The sequence below is a fragment of the Ensifer sp. Root423 genome (genome assembly GCF_001426275.1).
GTDB lineage: Bacteria > Pseudomonadota > Alphaproteobacteria > Rhizobiales > Rhizobiaceae > Ensifer > Ensifer adhaerens.
Genome location: NZ_LMEG01000023.1, coordinates 586,165 through 605,484, shown reverse-complemented (window position 1 = coordinate 605,484; position 19,320 = coordinate 586,165). Strand labels below are relative to the sequence as shown.

Here is a 19,320-nt window from a genome sequence, read left to right as displayed (position 1 = left end):
CGCTTACTCCGTCGCAGCAGTCGTCTGCATCGCCGTCGTCCAGCCGCGCGGATGCATGACGTAGGAGCCGATGCGCGGGCCGTAACCGACGATGTGGTGGAAGTGGTAAAGCGGGATGATCGGCTGGTCGGCCATCACCAGCTCAGTCGCCGAAGCCAACGCTGCATCGCGCTCCGGTCCGACGGCGATGCTCTCGGCCCTGGCCAGCTTCTCGTCGAAGGCGACGTTCTGATACTTGCCGAAGTTCAACGCACCGGTTCCGCGCTCCTTGTTCGGTGAAGCGAGCAGAGCGCGAAGGATGATGTCGACCGCCTCACCGGAGGTGCCGCCATACCAGACGGCATAGTCGCCGGCAGCGCGCTTGGTGTTGAACACCGAGAACGGCGCTGTCGAGGGCTGGGCGTTGATACCGATGCGGGCCCAGCTCTGGGCAATCGCCTGCAGGCTCTCGGCGTCGCCCGGATAGCGCCCGGCCGGTCCGGCAAGAACCAGATTGAAGCCGTCAGGGTATCCGGCCTTGGCGAGCAGCGCCTTTGCCGCTTCGTAGTCAGGCGCCTCAGGCAGAAGTTTGGCCGACGTGCCCGGCAGGCCGGTCGGAAACACCTGCGAGGCGGCGGTGCCATAGCCGGCAAGGATCTTGTCTGCGAGAATGCCGCGGTCGGTTGCAAGCGCCAGCGCACGCCGCACCTGCGGGTCCTTGAACGGGTTGGCGATCGGTTCTCCCGCCTTGTCGGTCACACCGGGAAGAGTGTCGCGGGCTACATCGAACTGCACGAAGTTAATGCGGGCGGCACCGACGCTGGCAATCCAGGCGCCGCGCTGCTTCAGACCGTCGACATCACGGGCGGGAATGGCGTCGGCGACGTCGACCTCGCCGGTGCTAAGGGCAGCCACGCGGGCGGCCGGGCTCTCGATGACCCGGAAGCCGACCGTCAGCCAGGCGGGCTTGCCGCCCCAATAGGCGTCGTTGCGCACCAGCCTCAGGCTCTCGCCGGAACTCCAGCTCTCGAACCGATAGGGCCCCGTTCCCACGGGTGCGGCACCGGAATTGAGCGCTTCGGTGGTCTCAAAGCCTTCCGTCGGCTTGTTCATCATGAAGATCGAGGAGAAGGTGAGCGGCAGGGTGGGGGCGGCACAGCTGGTCTCGATGACCACGGTCAGCGGATCGGATGCAGAAACCGCCTTGATGCCGCTGACAGAGGAGCGAAAGCCACCGCTCGGGGGCTTCAGGAAGTCCCGGATCCGCTCGATCGAATAGACGACATCGTCGGCATCGAAGACCGCGCCATCATGGAATCGCACCCCGTCGCGCAGCTTGAACTCCCACTGGGTAGGGGAAAGCGCGCGCCACGAACTGGCAAGCCCGGGCTTCAGCTCGAGACCCTCGTCCTGATAGACGAGCCGTTCATAGATGTGGGAGAGCAGCGACGTGTTCTCGTTGAGATTGGCGTAATGCGGATCGAGCGTCATCAGCTTGTAGGAGGTGGCGATGCGCAGCTCGCCTTGCTCCTGCGCACGTGCGGGCGTCGAGATCAACGACGCGCCGAGCGAGACGGACACGAGAAACGCCGCTAGCCGACGCTTGCGAAAAGGTCTTCCCAGTTTCATGTGTTAGTTCCTTGTTGTTTTTGACAGAGTCAGAGGCTCGCGCCGAAGGGGCTTCGGCGGGGGGGGAAATCAAAGAATTGTGTGAGCCTTCAACGGGCGGATTGCTCAGCCTCAAGCTGGCTGACGTTCGCGTTCTGGCATTCGACCGAGCCGAGCGTCGACCGGATCGATCCGGAGGAGATCAGCGATCACCATCCGGATTTGCGCCCAGGGTTCGTCCACACAGGTCGACGAAGGCTGGCCGCGGTTCACGATCGCGTCGAGTTTGGCGATGACGCCTGGGAGCGACGCCACAGGAACCGGCCACAACGCTTGGGCGGCCAATTCCTCCGCCAGCGCTGCGCGGTCCTCGTCCTCGAGCGCGTCGTTGTAGGCGCTGCGTCCATCGCGCTCAGCTGAAGACGACAGCTCGCCTGAGAACAGGGCGGTCTCGAGCTGTTGCTGATGGCGGGTCGATTCGCTCAGGCGGGTCCAGGCGGCACGCCAATGCTGCCAGGCTGCGACCGCAGGGTCATTGGCACAACCGCTAAACCCTGGCTTTCGATGGGCCGCAACGTGCGGATATGTGGGTAAACACGCCGGTACCGAGGAATGAAAATCTCCTCGCGTGACGGTAGGCAAAGTTCTGCTATTGTCGGAATCAGCCATGATCCGAGCTCCCTATAGCTTGGTTTTGGTCAGATCGAGCAGGTGTTACCGCACCTGTTCGATCGCCGGGTCATTCTTCCTACAAAATGTCTGAAGTCAATCAGAAAGTTTGCCTTGAGTAACTTACTTCTTACGATGGAGCAGTGCCGTGGAGCACGGGCAATGTTGGGCTGGAGCCAGGCAGAGCTCGCCAAGGCGGCAAACGTGTCTCGCCAGACTATCGCCGATTTTGAAAGGGGAGCTCACGTACCGATCGTCAACAACCTCGCAAGCATCGTAGCGGCGTTGGAGAAGGCAGGAATTGAGATTATTCCGGCAAATGGTGGCGGCGTAGGCATCCGCTTCAAACGGTCATCTTAAGTAGGTGGATGACTGGCTCTTCTGCAGGCGATGCGCTTCACAGACGCACAAATACGCGACGCTCGTGTGCTGCTGAGGTGGAGCGCTGAAGGGCTCGCCAACGCAACTGTTATCGGAGTAGCCACCGTAAGCCGAGCAGAAACTGGAGATGGAGCTGCATCCCTAACATGCGATCCGGCTACCAAAGAGGCAACGCTCGCCAACTTTAACTGGAGCCCAGATTGGCGCAGAGCTGGCGATGCAGCCAGTGTGCGTCCGTCCATTTCGGCGAGCGGAAGCGGAATACTGATATCCAGCTACTCCTCCATCGAACTCACGTTTGATACGCAATGCTCTGGAAGCAATGGTGCTGACCGGAGTTGGACAGCTATTCCAGCTTTGCGCGATTGTTGACTCAACACGACCGAAAGTCCGGAATCGAGGCACACTAACCGTGCACAATCGCGTGAGGACACTATGAATTTCCACAGCCTGTGTCATCAATACATTCGTCTGTGAAGTCGAACGCTCAGACGGAAGGTCCCTTCAGCTCCAAAGCCGATAGGGGCCTTCATTTTAGGAAGCTTCATCAACAGTGAGGATTGCGCCTCGAACTGGCCTGCTTGTCACAGGGTTCCAACGGTTGACACCCCGGCCCACGCTCCCCTAGCATCAATCCTGCCGAGGGGCGCGCAGTCACTGTGCTGAGATGGCGGCGAGCCAGACCCTTGAACCTGATCCGGATCATACCGGCGTAGGAACGGCAAGGGGCCTTTCAGCTGACCAGTCGTCTTTGCGCTTTCGTCCGGATCTCCGTCAATTTCCGGAGGCCGCTTTGCTCGTGTCTGATGTTAACTTAAACCGAAAGGGCTCAAGCCTCATGCAGGTGGGCCGATGACTGCGATTGCCGTTACCATCGCAGGCTCGGATTCCGGTGGCGGGGCGGGTATTCAGGCAGATCTGAAGACGTTCTCTGCGCTCGGCGTCTATGGCGCCAGCGTGATCACGGCGGTCACGGCGCAGAACACCCGTGGGGTATCTGCGGTGGAGGATATCTCCCCGACTGTCGTTACGGCTCAGATCGACGCGGTGTTTTCCGATCTTACGGTCGGTGCGCTGAAGGTCGGAATGGTGTCTCGGCGCGAGACGATCGGGGTGATTGCCGCCGGTCTTAAACACTATGGCCAGCTGGCTGTCATCGACCCGGTGATGGTGGCGACCTCCGGCGATCATCTGATGCGCCCCGACGCGATCGCGACGCTCAAGGAGGAGTTGTTGCCGCTGGCGCTCATTCTGACGCCGAACCTGCCCGAGGCGGCGCTGTTGACCGGACGCGCAATCGCCGAAACCGAAAGCGAGGTCGCGCGTCAGGCGGAGATGCTTCTGAAGCTCGGTGCGCGTTCAGTTCTGATGAAGGGCGGCCATGCCAAGGGCAAGGACGCGATCGATATTTTCTATAGCGGGGAGGACGTCCTCAACCTGTCACGGCCGCGGATCGAAACAAGGAATGATCACGGCACCGGGTGCACGCTCTCGGCAGCAATCGCCTCGGGGCTTGCCAAGGGCATGCCAATTGACAATGCGGTTGTGGCAGCCAAGGCCTACTTGCATGCCGCTCTGGGGGCGGCCGATGGCCTGACCATCGGCCAGGGGCATGGGCCGGTGCATCACTTTCATCATTGGTGGGGCAACGACAAAGAGTCGGGCGCCGAGGCTTCGAACGTAGCCGAAGCCCAGGCCGCTCTTGGTCGTTCTTCGCGATCTGGCTGAGCAGTGTGGGCTTCGGGTTTACCTCAGGCCACTGCCGCGCTCGGCAGGGCCGGTTGCTCGCCCTTGAGCATTTTCCGATAGAGCGCCACATGTTCCCGCGCGCAATCGACATGGCTCGTCGGTCGCCGAAGTGTCGCACGCAGATTGTCCCATGCCCGCGAGGCGGCCAAGACGTCGATCAGGCGGTCGGCCAGATCTTGGGCGCTCCCGGCGCGGAAGTGATAGCCGTCCAGCCGGTCGCGGACCTTTTCGGCCATGCCGCCGATGTCGGAGCAGAGGATCGGCCGGCCATGATGCAGTGCTTCCTGGATGACGACGGGGGAATTTTCCCACCAGACCGAGGGCATCACCACCCAGTCAACCGAGCGCATCAGCCGCGGCATGTCCTGGTTCTGGTAGGCGCCGTAGAAGCGGACGCGACGACCGGCGTCCTCGATCAGTTTTGCCACCTTCTCCTGGTAGTCCTTCGGCTGACGCTCGAGGTTCCCGCCAAAGATCATCAGCGAGGAATCATCGCCCCAAATGTCGTCGGGCACCCGTGATACCGCGTCGATTAACACGTGAACGCCCTTGAATGGCGTCATCTGCCCGAAATAGGCAAAGCGGTTGCGTCGCGCCGTCGGCGACGGCAATTCGCGGGCCGGCGCCTTGTCGCCCATGACGATGCCGTTCTCGATCACGAAGATCTTAGCGGCTTCGAGCCCCCATTCGACATAGCGGTTGGCGAGAAAGGCACTCGGCGCGATGAAAGCGTCGGCGAGATTAAGCATGCCGCGCACGAACTGCTCGCGGCGAACGAAGCGCGACACCGGGATTTCGGGGAAGCACGTGTGGCAACTGATAGGTGAGGCGCCGTTGCAAAGCTGGCCCGAGGGGCGTTTCACCATTTGCCCGTGATTGTGGCAGATCGGCAGATACTCATGGAACGTCACGACGATGCGTGCCTTGGGCAGGGCATCACGAACGGCATAGAGCGCTTCCAGGCCGAAGCCGAGAATATGATGGAAATGAATGACATCCGGCTTGATGTCGCCGACGAAGCGCAAGAGGTCGCGGCGGATCGCGTCCGTATCGCCGTTGGAGAGGAAGAAATGGTCGAAGTCTTCGGCGTGGTAGAGCACTTCGTCCATGGCGAGACGCAGGCTCATCAGTGCGGAAGCGCCATGGCGCGGAACCGGATTGCCGACGCGGGCGAGGTAGATCGATTCCACACCCGACAGGCCGTTCAGCGCCTTGTGAAGACCATGCGAAGCAATTTCCGCGCCTCCGAGCGAATGGGTCGGGTGGCCATGGGAGACCACGAGTACGCGGAGTTTTTCGCTCATGCGTCAGTCTCCTCGAAGAATGTCTGGGCGGTTTCGGAGGCGGGCATCCATCGGCCGCGGAAGAGCGTCCGGTCGACACGCTCCACGAACCGGGCGGTGGCGGCAGAGCCCGCTCCGGGTACCTCGTCCGACCCCACCATCTGCAGGGAAGGAAGCCAGTAGGCCTCATAGCCCTTTCCGCTGAGGCGAAGGGCGAGATCGAGGCCCTTCAGCGCTGCGCCGAGATAAGTCGGCGACGCGCCCGCGTCCTCCATCAGCGCTTCTCGCGGCAGGATGCAACAATCGAGCGATGCGGCTGCGACCCGCGTCAGCTTGAGGCGATTGACGGCGCCGACGGGATAGCCGGCGTAGCGGCTCGATTGAAGATGGTCGGGGCGATCGAGCGACGTGCTGCCGGCCCAGCGGATAGAGTGATCCTCATAGGCAAGGGTCGGCGAAATGATGCTTCCCGTCTTTGCCTCGTAAGCGGCAACGAGTGCCTGATACCACCCGGTATTGGCTGGCGTCAGCGACGCGGAAAGCAGGATGACGGCGTCGCTGTTCGTGCTCGCAGCGGCCGCTTGCGCCAGGTCGCATGCATCGCTGGCGCCTTCGACGGATACGAGCCGCAGCGGCAGGCGATAGAATTCGGAGAGTTGACGGATGTGGACCGCGTGCCTTCGGAACCGCTCGGCCTGGAGCACGAGCGCGATCTGCGCACGACGGGTTTGGGGATCAAGCGCGAGCAGCCCCAGGAGCGGCGCGAAATCCGTTTCGGTTTCTCCGGCGACAAGAAGGATGGCGGTACCCTCGGCCTGGTCGAAGGGGCCCATGTCGACAACGGTCTCGATGGTCGGTGCGGTGCTGCGCGCCGCCGTCAGGAAACGGACGATCTGCTGGTCGATAATATCGGGCAGGGCCCAGCTTGTCGGATCGATCGAGGCAAGAAGCCGTAGGGCGGCGGCGCGTGCGGGCAGCCGCACGGGGAAAAGTGGCATGTAGGCGCGGCGGGCATCGCGAAGGGTGAGTTCGAGGTGAACTGGCCCTTCTGCCTCGCCACCAAGCGGCTCGACTTGACCGATGAAGCCATGGGACCGGCGATGGCCGGAAATCGCGCTTTTGAACTCCGGCCGATCGACGAAGGCCTCTTCGACGTCGGACCGTTCGGTTCGGGTCCAGCTCGCGTCCAGCCTTGCGCCGCCGCCCTGCCGGCAAAGTCGTACGCTTTCAACATGGCCTTCCGCGTCTAAAAGCCAGCCCGAAATCAGGAAGGCACCATCCTCACCCTGGTAGAGTGCATCCACGCCAAGGCGGACAGGAACCGGAAGGCTTGAGATCGTCTCGGTGCCATCGTATCCGCTCGCTGCATTGCGCAGGCGAAGCATGACCTGGGGCGAACTCTGGCTCTGGAGCAGCATCGCGCGGATATGGCCGGGTGTCTCGAGCGGACCTGTCACGACCCGGCGTTCGTGGAGCCCCACATAACGCCAGGCGCCGCGGCCGCGATAGAATATGCCCTTGATGTCGCGCGCTCGGGGCAGATCGTTTGCGGACAGGAGGCCGACAAAGCCGGCCGAGCCGTCAGGCGCGTCGTTGCGCTCGAAAATGGCGACGTTGCAATCGGCAAGGAAGGTATCCTCGCTCTTGACGATCGCCCGGCAGACGCCGGCGGGCAGGTCGTGCGCCCATCCTTTCAGGGCGATGGTTCCATCATGCCCCTCGCCGAGCAGTTCGATATATCCGTCGCTCGCCGATCCGGTCTTAAGCAGGGTCGTAATGGCCGCGAGCCGTTGATCGGCATGCGGCGGCTTGATAAGCACGTCCACCAGACGACCGAGCACGTGTACCAGCTGCGGACCGGCGAAATCTTTCAGCATCGCCGTGACTTCACCGATCGAAACGGTGCGTGGCGCAACCATATAGCGCTTGCCGTTACCCGCCTTGCCGAAGCGCAGCGTAGTCGGCAGCCGCTCAGTACCTTCGACCGACAACAGCGCGGCAAAGCCATGCGTGGCGGAAGACTGGGGTGTCGCCAGCCGCCAGCCGACGACCGACGCCATGACCTGGCTTGACGCATCTTCATTGATCTCGACCGGCAACTGATCGGCCATCGGGCCACCGGTGCCGATAACCAGCAGCAGTGTTTCGTCGATCGGGCAGGCGATGATCCGTCCACTGCGCGCAATGCGGCCAAGCGGTGCAGGGCTTGCGGACAGGCTGAGTTCCGTACTGGGCATGAGATGCGCCTCAGGTCCGAAGGAAGACGGAAAGGATCGCGCCTGCCGCAAAGCCTGCAAGGACAAAGAGAAGCAGAAACGCCGGCTTCAAATCGCCATTCGAGCGCTGCTTCAGTGCGTTGAGGCTCTTTTCCATACCCGCGATTACACCGTCGAGCCGCATCAGATGAACGTCGAGATCGGTCAGTCGCTGGGTGATTTCTCCGCGGAGGTTCGCGACATCATCGCTGATTGCTGCAAGTCCGGGGCTTTCGGCTTCATCGCCGTCGTCAACTTTCGACCGCAGGGCGGAACGCTGCGAGACCTGCAATTGCCGTTGCGCTGCCATCAGCACGTCGAGCTTGTCGAGCACTTTTGCAAGCGGTGCTGCAATCAGCGCTTCGGCCGCCTGTTCGTCGGGCTTGGGAACACGAAGCGGCAGTTCGCCGCCTTTGCCGGTCGCCGCAAGCACGACGAGTTCGCCGCTGCGCGCGCTCGCCATCTCGGGCAACGCGATTTCAAACGCGTGGTTGCCGTCGCCAATGCCGTTGCGCTTGAGATCGGGCCGGTTGCGGTCGGCGAGCGCCTCGGCGATCACCTTGCCGTCGAGAAGCACGCGAATGGCAAGCCGCTTTTCCGGAGTTTCCGGGTCGAATGCCCAGCCGAAGACGCGGCCCTGGTCGATCGCGTCCACGCGGCCCTTCAGCGGCTTTGCATTGTTTTGCTCCGGTGCGACGTCCGGTTTGTCGGCTGCTACAGACATGGTCTTCCCTCTAGGCGGCGACGGTTTCTCGGGGCTCGATCGCGTCGATGAGCGTGAGATAGCGCCGGGCAGTGGTATCGATATCGTTGGGCTTGCGGGCATTGGCCGAAAGGCGGCGCCGAAGGTCAGGGCTTTCCGCCATGCGGCGCATGGCGGCAGCCAACGCACGCGGATCGTTCGGCGAGACGGTGATGCCGTTGACGCCGTCCTGCACCATTTCGGCCATCCCGCCGATATTGCTGGCGATCACCGGTTTGCGCTGGGACTGCGCCTCGCCGATGACGAGCGGGGCGTTCTCCCACCAGATCGAAGGCACGATGGTGCAATCAACGGCGGCAATGAGGTCGCCGATGTCTTCGCGCCTGTAGGCGCCGCGCTGCTGAACGGAGGGCGCCGTCTTCTTGAAGAGCCGGGCGATTTCGTCCTTGAAACTGTCGGCCTGGAAGGGGGCGCCCCCGTGCACCCGCAGCTCAAAACGCAGGCCCTCGTCGATCAACTGCCGCGCAGCCTCGAGAAGCACGGACGTGCCTTTCCACGGATTGAGATTGCCGAAATAGCCGAAGACCGGCCGATCGTTTTCCGGCTGGCCCTTGCGCGACGGCGCGTCTCGTGGCGGCAGGCCATTGGCAATCACGTCGATTTGGTCGCCGTTAAGACCCCAGTCGATAAAGCGTTGCCTCAGAAACTGGCTCGGCGAGATGAAGCGATCAACGGTCCGGAGCAAGGCCTTGAGATGTTGCTCGCGCAGCACGAAACGATCGAGCGGAATGTCCTTGAAACAGCTATGGCAACGGTCGGGGCTCGACTTGTGACAAAGCTCCTTGCCACTGGTGCGCACCATCAGGCCATCGTGATGGCAAAGTGGATAGTAGTCGTGCAGGGTCATCACAATCCGGCAGTCGGGCAAGGTGCGGCGGACGATGTGCGGAAACTCGGCGCCCAGCAGCAGGAGATGGTGGATGTGAACCACATCCGGCCGGAAATCGCGCAAAAGCTCGGTAAGGTCAGGCACGACGCCATAGAGGTCGATCTGGCTCATGAAGAAGCGATCGAAATGGCCGGACCACAACAGCACCTCGTCGCCTTCGGGGCCGATCGCCTGAAAGCTCGTGCCGGGCCGCACCTGGCGGTGGGTCTGGTTGGTGGCGCCGAGGAAGAGCGCCTCGTGACCGGCCCGCTGATAGGCGCGGAAGAGGTCGTGCGCGAAAATCTCCGTGCCGCCGGGGTGAAGCGCCGGATGATTGTGCGCGGCGACCAGAATGCGCTTCTTCATCCGCTCACACTCCGGCGTTCGGCGACGAAGACATCCTGGTAGTGACCGGCACTTTGGCCCCGCCAGTGACCGAGCGATTTCAGGACCGTCGTGAAGCCTGCCCGCTCCAGCGCCCGGTCGAGGAAGCCGTCGTCGAAACCGACGGCGGCAAGCGGCGGCAGGCCGGGCACGAACCAGCAGGGGCCGTCGCCGCTGCGAACGAAGGCAAGACGGGGATCCCGCCGGCCGTGTTCATCCTTCGCGGCGATGCTATCGACCACGAAGGCGGTAACGAAGAGCCGTCCGCCGGGCTTCAGCATCCGGTTGATCTCGCTGAAATAGACGAGCACTTCGTCCGGCGGCAGATGGGTGACGATCGACGTCATGATGGCGAAGTCGAACTGTCGATCGGGGTAGGGCAGCTTCAGCGCCTTGCCGTTGATCCTGCCTGATGGGTTGTAGAGTTCGTGGGCGATGTCGACATGCTGGAAGGTGAAATTCGGATAGACCGGCGTGACGGATTGACGGCACCAGGTGACGCCGCCTTCCACCGGGTCGATACCGACGTAGCGCCCGTGATCGCTATCGAGATACTGCGTCAGCGGAACGGCCATGCGGCCGATGCCGCTGCCGATGTCGAGCACGCTGCATTTCGGCTGTAATCCGCCCATGCGGATGAAGTGGCCGAGAAACTCCGCGCCGACAGCCCGGTAGTTGCCATCTCCGACGAAGACGCTGTTTTGGTCCGGCTGCGGCAAGAAACGATTAGTGAGAACCGTCTGAAGCATGCCTTCGATACGGTCTTCGTTCTGTTGCCAGGCCGGCTGCAGGTTGTCTGCGTGGCGAAGTGCGGGCTGGTTCATGCGGCGCTCCTGGCGGCAGGCTTACGGGTGCTCGGCGCTGCCGCCTCTTCGGCGCCGAGGTAGGATGGCATCAGGGTGGTAATGTCTTGGTTCCAGCGCTCGGTATGCAGCCATGCATTGTACTGGCTGGCGACGCCGCGCGTGTAATCCTGGCTGCGGCTGATCGAGCGCCGCTCCAGATGATAGAGACAGGCTGCCGGCTCATAGACGATGTCGAAGCCGGCTTGGCGGATCTTGAGGCAGAGATCGCTGTCCTCGTAGTCGCCAATGACGAAGTCCTCGGCATAGCCGCCAACGAGGTCCCACACCTCCTTGCGCATCACCTGGCAGGCGCCGGTGACGCCGGGCACGCTCCGCATTTCCTGCGCCGGCGCATAGGCGCCCGGCATGCCCTTGTAGAAATGGTGATTGAGCCAGATGTCCTGCTTGTTACGGGCAAAATAGAGGCCCGCATGCTGCAGGGAGCCGTCCTCGAACAGCAGTTTCGGGCCGATGGCGCCGATCGACTTTTCCTTCAGCACCGGCAGCGCAAGCTTTTCCAGCCAGCCGGCCCCACAGGGCACGACGTCCGAGTTGAGCATGACGATGACAGAACCGCGGGCAAAGCGTGCGCCGGCATTGCAGGCGCGGGCATAGCCGCCGTTGCGGTTCATCACCACGAGCTTCATCGAAAGCCCGTGAAGCAGATGGAAGCCACCGAGCAGGTGCTCCGTCTCGTCGTGGATCTCCGGGGAATCGAGCACGTAGATGATCTCGGCGTTGGCCGCGACGAAAGGATCGGTCGCAAGTCCCGACAGCTGGAAGCGCAGGAAGTCGAGCACGCGGTAGAGGGGAACGACGATCGAGACGAGAGGCGCGGCCATCATCGGGCCGAAGTCCTTGGTCTGGTCGACCCTGATCGTCTTGCCCAGCCGCTGTTCCACGTCTCTCAGCGCCGGCGCAAGGATCGTGCGGAATGCCTGATCGTTGGCGTGCTGGGGCGGAACGGCACGCAGGATGCGGTTGCGTTGCGTTGCAGGATCGAAGGGTTGCGGTTTTGGCACCAGCGGCTTGACTGCGCCGGACGCCAGCCGCAACTGGAAGCGCGGCTGAAGAAGGGGACCAAGCGGATCGCGCATCGGCAGCCAGCTGACAAAACCGGTCACGTCGGTCTTGGAGCCTTCTTCGGCGCCGCGGGCCCAGCCCGGAAATTCATACCAGTTGCCATCGAGCGGCAAGGCCGTGCCGTCTTCCTGGAGATAGTCGATGCCGGCAAGGACGCCGTTCGCGTCCCGCGTCCATCCGCCGATGAGCAGGCCTTCCGACATAGCAAGGGCGAGGTCAATCTCAGCACCTGGATGGAGTGCGGACTTGCCGGCCTGCCTTGCCGGCAGGGCGGAGCGAAGCTGCAGGTCGATCGCGAGGGCCGTGCCGCTCTCCGGAACCTCGCTCAAGGACCGCACGACGAACTCGCGCAAGCCCGGCGCTGCGCCGTGCTCAGGCCACCATTGCTGGAGGTTGGGATATCGGGAACCGCGCGGCGAAAGCTCGCGCACGGCGATACCGCGCTTTCCCATGATGATGAGTGAGAGCGCCTGGGGCGCGCGCGGCGATTCAAGAACGAAATGGCAGCGGCGCTGACCGCGCTCGGTTCGGCCGGTGATGGCGAATTGCTGCGGTAGCGGCAAAATTGCCTCGGCGCCGAGCGCATAGATGGCGTTGATCTCGCCGAGCTCGGCATTGACGGTCGTCTCCGCCAGATAGCGTCCATGCGCGAGCCGACAGGCGATGGTTGCGGGGCGCTGCCCAAGGTTCAGGGCGTGGATCACGTCATCGACGAGGCCAATAAAGAACTCGTCACGAGACAGGCGAAACGCGCTTCGCCAGACCGTCAACAGATTGTTGAGAAACTTGAGACGACCTTCGGGCTTAAGATCGGAAAGCTGGGCCGCCAGATCGAGGAACGGGAGCTTGGCGGTTGGTTCCAGAACCACCGTCTGCAAAACCGCGCCATCCGCGGCGATTTCGGCGAGCTCACGCTCGGTTCCGGGGCGCATCGCCCAGAAGATCCGTTGGCCACCTAGAGCGCGCGGAAGCGCCATGCTGACGAGAGGGACGAGGGACCGCGACGCGGAAAGAGCGTATTTGGTCTTTGCCGGAAGTTCGGAAGGTGCGTCCCAGATCAGCACAGCAACGTCGAAGCCGAGCCTGAATGCTGCGGCGCTTGTGAAGTCGAGGCCGAAGCTTCTGATACGGTCGTCTGCCGTCACGCGCTACTCCTGAAGGACGAAAAGGGAGGGCGCCCCACGGGAGGAAGTGGGGCGCGCCAGTCAATCTCAATGGATCGTGAAGTAGTGGTTCGGGTTCGCCTGGATGTCGTCGGCGTCCGCATTGACGAGCGTCAGCGTATCGCCATGGCCGAAGTCGATGACCACGTTGCCACCAACCTGGGTGACGCGCGATGCCAGATCTTCCGGCGACGAAATGTCGAGGCCGTTGATGTCCTTCGAAATCTGCAGAAGGTCTTCGCCGGGCGTGAAGTCGAGGATGACGTCGTTGCCGCCACCGCCGTCAAACACGAACACGTCGCTGCCTTCCCCGCCGGTCATGACGTCGTCGCCCTGGCCGCCGTTGATGATGTCGTTGTCGGCACCACCAAACAGGATGTCGCTGCCTCGGCCGCCCATCAGCAGGTCGCTGCCGCCGCCGCCAATGAGAATGTCGTTCCCGTTGTCGCCGTAAAGCAGGTCATCACCCTGGCCGCCGAACAGGACGTCGTTCCCGTTCTCGCCATGGATAACGTCGTCTCCCCAGCCGCCAAACAGGGCATCGTTTCCGTTACCGCCAAACAGCAGATCATCACCTTCATCACCGAAGATGGTGTCGTCGCCATTGCCTCCGTTCACGAAGTCATCTCCAGCGCGAGCGTGGATGAAGTCGTCGAAGCGTGAGCCAAAAAGGGCGTCATCATACGCGCCGCCTTCCAACGTGGCCATATGCTACTCCTCTTAGTTGTTGCTTACGCCCATCTCTGGCCTCAAACCTTGGATGAGCGCCGGGACATTGCACTGCAAAAAAACATATGGCAACAGCAAAAACAAAAGAAATTCGGCTGTGGTGTATTATAAAGCTCTACCTGTGATGTATATTTTGTATCTTTTTGATGATTATCCCCACGATATAAGGGGTAAGTATCTTCAGTATTACTTGGAATTCAATTCAAAAATAGAAATAAAATGCCGGCGAATTCAAATTTCGCCGGCTTCGGATGCTCTTTGAAGATCTGGTTCAGTCTTCCCGGAATGCGCGGTTCAGGCTGTCCGCAATCGGCGAGACCATGTAGTCGATCGCCGAGCGCGGCTTATGGACGATCAGGACTTCGGCGGGCATGCCGGGATAGAGGCGAATGTCCGGGTTGGCGCTGAGCGACGAGGCCGCAATGCGGGCACGCGCCACATAGTAGGAGACGTTCGATTTCTCATCCACCGACTGATCGGCCGCCACATAGCTGATCTCGCCGTCGAGAGGCAGGTGCGTGCGTTGGTTGTAGGCTGTCAACCTGATCTGCGTCTTCGAACCGATATCGATGCTGTCGATGTCACGGGTGCCGACATGCATTTCTACCAGCAGTGGCTCGTCCTCGGGCACGATATCGAGAAGCGGTTGCCCCGCCGAGACGGCGCTGCCTGCCGTGCGTAGCTGGATGTTGGTGACGATACCCGCTTGCGGCGAGCGAATGTCGAGGCGCGTCAGGATGTCTTTGGCTGACACCAATCGTTCTTCGACATCGGAAAGCTCAAGACGGGCCGTGGTGATTTCCCCGGCGATCTCGGACTGGAACTCATTCTCGATCCCGGTCAAGCCGAGCTCGGCGCCGGCTTCCGCCTTTTCTGCCTGGGCCTTGTTGCCCGCAAGCTCACCGCGGGTTGCGGCCAACTCGCTGAGCTTTGCATCGATCTCGATCAGCTTCGAGCGCTGTGCATATTCCTTCGCGACCAGCGTTGCGATTGATGTTCGCTGCTCGGTAATAAGTTCGACCTGCCGATCGGTTGCGCGGATCTGCTCCGTCAGCGATTTCGCTTTTTCCGAGAATTCCTCGATCGTCTTGCGCTGAATCTCCAGGCGACCGGTTTTGGCTTCACGGCGCCTGTCGAAGAAGTTCGTTTCCGCTTTGATCGCGTCCTCGGCCGTAGCGTCAGATGTTGCGGTCAGGTCATCAGGAAAAGCGATTGATTGCGATCCCCTCTGCTCCGCGCGTAGGCGCGCGAGCTTTGCAATCAGGCCGATGCGGCGACTTTGCAGTGCCTGAAGGTCGGAGCGGGCGCGCGTATCTTCGAGCTTGAGCAACGGCTGGCCGGCTGCGACCCGGTCACCCTCCTGGACCAGGAGCCGGTTTAAGATGCCGCCTTCGAAATGGCTGACGGTCTTGCGCTTCGAATCGACCACGATCGTGCCGCTTGCGACTGACGCGCTGCTGAGTTCCGTTGAAAACGCCCAGCCGAAGAAGCCACCAAAGGCGACGAGGATCGTCGTCAGGCCCGCAAGGACCACGCCGCGCAGCGGCGCGGTGGCGCTTCCTTCTGCGTCCGCATCCAGCCCGTGCAGAGGGTGGGGCCGCTCGGGGATCGCGGGCAAGTTCGCGCGGTCGTCCTTGGCCACGAGTGTGCGTGCGTCGCGAGAGGCTGGCAGGTTCTGTTTGTTCGTCATGCGGATACGCCTTCCCGTCTCGGCTCGCCGGGTGTCATGGATGCGACCACGTCGGTGCGCGGGCCGAACTGGGTGATGCGCCCGTTTTCAAGAACGAGCAGCTTGTCGGCGGCCTGCATGATCGTCGGCCGGTGGGCGATCATGATGACGATCGCACCGTCGTTGCGCGCCCGCTCGATCGCGCGGATCAATGCGCGCTCGCCGATGGCGTCGAGATTGGCGTTCGGCTCGTCGAGAACGATCAGGCGAGGATGGTCGTAAAGGCAGCGGGCAAGAGCGATGCGCTGGCGCTGGCCGCCCGAAAGCGTCAGGTGGCCATCGCCGACCGGAGTGTCGTAGCCGAGCGGCAGGCGCCCGATCATGTCGTGCACGTCAGCAAGCCGAGCCGCCTCGAGCACTTTTTGGGGTTCGCCTTCCTCCATGCGCGAGATGTTGTCGCGGATCGTTCCTTCGAGCAGCGAGACCGACTGCGGCAGGTAGCCGGTCATCTGGCCGAAGGAAGCGCGTTCCCACAGATAGACATTGTTGCCGTCGAGGAAGACGCCGCCGGTGGTCGGCTTTTGAATTCCGACAAGGAGCCGGGCCAAAGTCGATTTGCCCGCCGCCGACGGGCCGACGATGCCGAGAACTTCGCCGGGCGAGAGCGAGAAGGAAACGCCCTTGATGATCGGCACATCGAGGCCCGGCGCCGCGTAAACGAGCTTATCCACAACAAGATCGCCCTGCGTGCGCGGCTGCGGCATGGTCTGGCGTACGGCCAGATCCTGGTTGAGCGCAGTCTCTATCCGGCGCCAGCTTGCAATCGCCAGCACCCACTGACGCCAGTTCTCGATCATCGAATCAAACGGGGCGAGCAGGCGTCCGATGAGAATGGTCGTCGCCATCATCGCACCGGGGGAAATCTCCTGTTTCATCACGAGGATAGAGCCGGTTGCCAGTGCAGCCGCCTGGATCATGAAGCGCAGCGAACGGGTAATCGAAGCCATCGCCTTGCTGCGACTTCCGCTGGTTTCCAAAGCGTCGAGCGCATGCAGCTGGGCGGTGCGCCAGCGGCGGGCAAGTGCTGGCAACATGCCCATCGCTTCGATCGCCTCGGCATGGCGCAAGCTTGAACCAATTTTCGAAATGGCCTCGATATTGGCTTGATTGGCCTCTTTCATCAGCCGGCGAGTCAGCAAATCAGTCAGCAATCCACAGCATACGAGCAGGGCAATGGAAATGGCGCCAAGAAGGCCGAACATCGGGTGCAGCGCAAAGAGCACCCCGAGGAAGATCGGCGACCAGGCGGCATCGAGTGGGGCGCTGACGGCAGAGGTTGTGAGGAAGCTGCGCAATTCTGCCAGGTCCCGCAGCGACTGGGTCGCTCGGGTCAGCCCTTGATCGGCGGCGGCCTGAACGGCGGCGGTCAGCACCGGCAGATTAAGCCAGCGCACGACCGCACTGCCCATCGCCTGGAACGTCAAAGCCCTGATGTATTCGAGTACGCCGTAGATCACGAGCGCGCCGATGACGAGAATCGTCAGCATGGTCAGCGTGTCCATGCTCTGGCTGTTCAAAACGCGGTCATGAACTTGCATCATGTAGAGTGGTGTCGAGAGCTGCAATATGCCGATGCAAGCACTCAGCACGGCTGCATAAATAAGTGCCAAAACGAACACGCGGCGCGCCTTCAAAATAAGCAGCCGCGGATCCTTTGCTCCATTTTGTGCCTTCTTTGGCCCAATTTGGTTCTTGCTAATCATATTGCCTCGTTTGCTGTCACGCGTGGCGATTTTCTGGATAAGTTCGTTGGGGTCTTGAGGAAGCTATTTTGTTTGTTATCACTTAAATCACAGTGTTGCCGTGATAAGTGTGACACAATAATGGTGGAATGCTCAAGATAGTCGTATTCGGGGGGAGTAAAGGGGGCGAAAAATTGCTTCAAAATTTGAAGTAATTTTTGAATATTGTAGTAATGCTCAGTTGGAGAGAGGGATGAATCAAAGGATTCTCTATCCGTTCGCAGATTTTGGCGGCGCTGTTGCCATCCGCCCCGGGGATGACGCAGCTGGAAGTGCCCCTGAACATGACAATATTGACCAGGAGAGCGAAGCGTCCGTGGTCACATACTTCGAGTTGGCACGGATGATGGAGCGGGCCAGCCGGCGCTTTACCGGCCTGTTGCGTGCCGAGCTGACGAAGCTTGGCGTCGACGATATCGGCCCGGCACAGGCGATGGTCCTTCTGGCGATCGGCGACGCGGAAGTGTCGGTGGCGGAGCTTTTGGACCGTGGCCACTATGTCGGCTCCAACGTTTCCTACTACCTGAAGCAGTTGGGCGACGGAGAGTATATCGACAGGGCCGCCTCCCAGCGCGATCGGCGCTCGGCCCGCATCAAGCTTTCGGAGAAGGGCAAGCAATTGTGCGATTCCTTACGCAAGGCGGCTGGCGCCTATGAACGTGTCCTCAGCCACGGCGAGCAGGACCGGCGCAATCTCGAAACCGCATTTCAAACACTGCACCGGCTCGAGCTGGTTTGGGGGAATGCAACGCGCTACGGCATCTGAGATGCCCGCGCACAGGCTGTCCTTTCAACGGCTATAGGCAGGGAATATGCACGTAGCATTTGTACACCGGCGCGGCTTCTGCCAGTTCGCCGCTCTCGCGTCTCATTTGGCGCAGACCGGAAATGAAGTGACACTCGTGACGGAAACCGTGGATCAGCGGATTCCGGCAACGCGTGTCGTTCGCCACAGAGCAGAACCCGGCCCGCAGGCCAATTCGCAGATGGGAAGGCACCTTGGTGTGCCTGACCATCATGTCCGGATCGGTCACCGGGTCGCCGAAACCTTCGATGCCATGGCCCGCCAGGGGCAGGTGCCCGACGTTATCGTCGGGCACATCGGCTGGGGCGGTATGACCTTCGTCAAGGATGTGTTGCCGAATGTCCCGGCACTCGGCTATTGCGAGTTTTTCTACCGCGCCGAAGGGGCCGATATCGGCTTTGCCCCCGACGACAAGCCCGACCAGGATACGCGTAAGCGACTGCGGCTGCGCAACATGGCGCAACTCCTGACGCTTGATGCGATCGATGGCGGCTTCAGCCCGACCCAATGGCAACGGAGCCTTTATCCGGCGGAGCATCGCGCCCGTATCGCCGTCTGCCACGAGGGCGTCGACACTCGCGTCTTCCGTCCCGATCCGTCGGCATCGTTGAAGCTTCCGGACGGACGGGTGCTAAAGGCGGGTGATCCGCCGATCGTCACTTTCGTCGCCCGCGATCTCGAGCCCTATCGCGGCTTCCCGCAGGCGTTGGAGGCGGCCGCAAAGGTCGCGAAGCGCCATCCCGATGCGCTTTTCGTTTTCGTCGGTGGCGACGGCGTCAGTTACGGCGCCCCACCGCCCGGTGGCGGCTCGTGGAAGGACTATCTGCTTCAATCCCTGAATATCCCGGCCGACCGGTTCCTGTTTCCAGGCGTGGTGCCGCATGGTGTCCTCAAGCAGCTGTTCCAGATTTCAACCGCCCATATCTATCTGACCTATCCTTTCGTGCTTTCCTGGTCGGTCTTGGAGGCCATGGCCTGCGGCGCTCTCGTCATTGGATCGGACACCGCGCCGATGCAGGAGGTGTTGAGCTCCGGCCGCAACGGCCTGCTCGTGCCGTTCTTCGATACGGATGCGCTCGCGGAGGCGATCTCTGGCGCTTTGCAGCAACCGGAGAAGTATTCCGACTTGCGTGCGGCCGCCCGCCGCACCGTCGAGCAAAGGTTCCGTCTGGGCGATTGCATTGCACGACAGATGACATTGCTGGATAAGGCAATGGGAACCCCCGGATCCACTCAAATATTACGGGTCTCATCTGCATAATACTTCAAAACCTGAACTATTATT

The 19,320-nt window shown here is 61.7% G+C and carries 15 protein-coding genes and 1 riboswitch; of the genes, 4 read left to right on the top strand and 11 right to left on the bottom strand.

Annotated elements, in window-relative coordinates:
* Positions 1–3: 3 nt before the first annotated feature.
* Both ASD01_RS22190 and ASD01_RS22185 read right to left on the bottom strand, forming a co-directional pair.
* The gene (locus ASD01_RS22190) at positions 4–1,608 is read right to left on the bottom strand and encodes an ABC transporter substrate-binding protein (RefSeq protein WP_060644405.1); all 1,605 of its coding nucleotides are present in this window, start codon (positions 1,606–1,608) and stop codon (positions 4–6) included.
* Positions 1,609–1,719: 111 nt separating this feature from the next.
* Positions 1,720–2,256 (bottom strand): hypothetical protein, encoded by a 537-nt coding sequence (locus ASD01_RS22185; protein ID WP_060644404.1) that lies wholly within the window; start codon positions 2,254–2,256, stop codon positions 1,720–1,722.
* Between the two features lie 135 nt (positions 2,257–2,391).
* Here ASD01_RS22185 and ASD01_RS22180 point away from each other — a divergent pair, with 135 nt between their 5' ends.
* Entirely contained in the window at positions 2,392–2,616 is a 225-nt protein-coding gene (locus ASD01_RS22180) for a helix-turn-helix transcriptional regulator (RefSeq protein WP_082584667.1), read from the top strand.
* A gap of 653 nt (positions 2,617–3,269) precedes the next feature.
* Positions 3,270–3,373, top strand: a riboswitch (TPP riboswitch).
* Between the two features lie 116 nt (positions 3,374–3,489).
* Complete coding sequence (gene thiD / locus ASD01_RS22175; protein WP_082584666.1) at positions 3,490–4,365, top strand: bifunctional hydroxymethylpyrimidine kinase/phosphomethylpyrimidine kinase; 876 nt, start codon at positions 3,490–3,492, stop codon at positions 4,363–4,365.
* A 23-nt stretch (positions 4,366–4,388) separates the two neighbouring features.
* On the opposite strand, the gene ASD01_RS22170 is transcribed toward thiD, so the two are convergent.
* The 9 genes from ASD01_RS22170 to ASD01_RS22130 form a co-directional block, all read right to left on the bottom strand.
* Positions 4,389–5,690 carry a glycosyltransferase family 4 protein gene (locus ASD01_RS22170; RefSeq protein ID WP_060644403.1) on the bottom strand — a complete coding sequence of 434 codons (1,302 nt, stop codon included), beginning with the start codon at positions 5,688–5,690 and terminating at the stop codon, positions 4,389–4,391.
* Positions 5,687–7,906, bottom strand: coding sequence for a hypothetical protein (locus ASD01_RS22165; RefSeq protein WP_060644402.1), 2,220 nt, complete (start codon positions 7,904–7,906; stop codon positions 5,687–5,689). The genes ASD01_RS22170 and ASD01_RS22165 overlap by 4 nt, the downstream gene beginning before the upstream one ends.
* Positions 7,907–7,916: 10 nt before the next feature.
* Complete coding sequence (locus ASD01_RS22160) at positions 7,917–8,648, bottom strand: hypothetical protein (RefSeq protein WP_034798045.1); 732 nt, start codon at positions 8,646–8,648, stop codon at positions 7,917–7,919.
* A 10-nt stretch (positions 8,649–8,658) separates the two neighbouring features.
* A complete protein-coding gene (locus ASD01_RS22155; RefSeq protein ID WP_060644401.1) occupies positions 8,659–9,921 on the bottom strand; it encodes a glycosyltransferase family 4 protein in 1,263 nt (420 codons plus the stop codon).
* Positions 9,918–10,763 (bottom strand): class I SAM-dependent methyltransferase, encoded by an 846-nt coding sequence (locus ASD01_RS22150; RefSeq protein ID WP_060644400.1) that lies wholly within the window; start codon positions 10,761–10,763, stop codon positions 9,918–9,920. The genes ASD01_RS22155 and ASD01_RS22150 overlap by 4 nt, the downstream gene beginning before the upstream one ends.
* Positions 10,760–13,012 (bottom strand): glycosyltransferase family 2 protein, encoded by a 2,253-nt coding sequence (locus ASD01_RS22145; RefSeq protein WP_060644399.1) that lies wholly within the window; start codon positions 13,010–13,012, stop codon positions 10,760–10,762. The genes ASD01_RS22150 and ASD01_RS22145 overlap by 4 nt, the downstream gene beginning before the upstream one ends.
* A 66-nt stretch (positions 13,013–13,078) precedes the next feature.
* Positions 13,079–13,738 carry a calcium-binding protein gene (locus ASD01_RS22140; protein WP_060644398.1) on the bottom strand — a complete coding sequence of 220 codons (660 nt, stop codon included), beginning with the start codon at positions 13,736–13,738 and terminating at the stop codon, positions 13,079–13,081.
* 292 nt (positions 13,739–14,030) lie between these two features.
* Positions 14,031–15,449, bottom strand: a complete 1,419-nt coding sequence (locus tag ASD01_RS22135) for an HlyD family type I secretion periplasmic adaptor subunit (RefSeq protein ID WP_060644397.1) — start codon at positions 15,447–15,449, stop codon at positions 14,031–14,033.
* The gene (locus ASD01_RS22130) at positions 15,446–17,191 is read right to left on the bottom strand and encodes a type I secretion system permease/ATPase (protein WP_060644396.1); all 1,746 of its coding nucleotides are present in this window, start codon (positions 17,189–17,191) and stop codon (positions 15,446–15,448) included. Before ASD01_RS22130 ends, ASD01_RS22135 begins: the two co-directional genes overlap by 4 nt.
* 232 nt (positions 17,192–17,423) lie before the next feature.
* Here ASD01_RS22130 and ASD01_RS22125 point away from each other — a divergent pair, with 232 nt between their 5' ends.
* Positions 17,424–17,996, top strand: coding sequence for a MarR family transcriptional regulator (locus tag ASD01_RS22125; protein ID WP_034798035.1), 573 nt, complete (start codon positions 17,424–17,426; stop codon positions 17,994–17,996).
* A gap of 46 nt (positions 17,997–18,042) precedes the next feature.
* On the top strand, positions 18,043–19,296 hold the full coding sequence (locus tag ASD01_RS22120) for a glycosyltransferase family 4 protein (RefSeq protein ID WP_060644395.1): 1,254 nt from the start codon (positions 18,043–18,045) through the stop codon (positions 19,294–19,296).
* Positions 19,297–19,320: the final 24 nt, after the last annotated feature.

What these genes read in the sequence shown, in the direction of transcription:
- ASD01_RS22190 (WP_060644405.1), bottom strand. Translation starts at nt 1,608, where the DNA reads ATGAAACTGGGAAGACCTTTTCGCAAGCGTCGGCTAGCGGCGTTTCTC.
- ASD01_RS22185 (WP_060644404.1), bottom strand. Translation starts at nt 2,256, where the DNA reads ATGGCTGATTCCGACAATAGCAGAACTTTGCCTACCGTCACGCGAGGA.
- ASD01_RS22180 (WP_082584667.1), top strand. Translation starts at nt 2,392, where the DNA reads ATGGAGCAGTGCCGTGGAGCACGGGCAATGTTGGGCTGGAGCCAGGCA.
- thiD (WP_082584666.1), top strand. Translation starts at nt 3,490, where the DNA reads ATGACTGCGATTGCCGTTACCATCGCAGGCTCGGATTCCGGTGGCGGG.
- ASD01_RS22170 (WP_060644403.1), bottom strand. Translation starts at nt 5,690, where the DNA reads ATGAGCGAAAAACTCCGCGTACTCGTGGTCTCCCATGGCCACCCGACC.
- ASD01_RS22165 (WP_060644402.1), bottom strand. Translation starts at nt 7,906, where the DNA reads ATGCCCAGTACGGAACTCAGCCTGTCCGCAAGCCCTGCACCGCTTGGC.
- ASD01_RS22160 (WP_034798045.1), bottom strand. Translation starts at nt 8,648, where the DNA reads ATGTCTGTAGCAGCCGACAAACCGGACGTCGCACCGGAGCAAAACAAT.
- ASD01_RS22155 (WP_060644401.1), bottom strand. Translation starts at nt 9,921, where the DNA reads ATGAAGAAGCGCATTCTGGTCGCCGCGCACAATCATCCGGCGCTTCAC.
- ASD01_RS22150 (WP_060644400.1), bottom strand. Translation starts at nt 10,763, where the DNA reads ATGAACCAGCCCGCACTTCGCCACGCAGACAACCTGCAGCCGGCCTGG.
- ASD01_RS22140 (WP_060644398.1), bottom strand. Translation starts at nt 13,738, where the DNA reads ATGGCCACGTTGGAAGGCGGCGCGTATGATGACGCCCTTTTTGGCTCA.
- ASD01_RS22135 (WP_060644397.1), bottom strand. Translation starts at nt 15,449, where the DNA reads ATGACGAACAAACAGAACCTGCCAGCCTCTCGCGACGCACGCACACTC.
- ASD01_RS22130 (WP_060644396.1), bottom strand. Translation starts at nt 17,191, where the DNA reads ATGATTAGCAAGAACCAAATTGGGCCAAAGAAGGCACAAAATGGAGCA.
- ASD01_RS22125 (WP_034798035.1), top strand. Translation starts at nt 17,424, where the DNA reads ATGAATCAAAGGATTCTCTATCCGTTCGCAGATTTTGGCGGCGCTGTT.
- ASD01_RS22120 (WP_060644395.1), top strand. Translation starts at nt 18,043, where the DNA reads ATGCACGTAGCATTTGTACACCGGCGCGGCTTCTGCCAGTTCGCCGCT.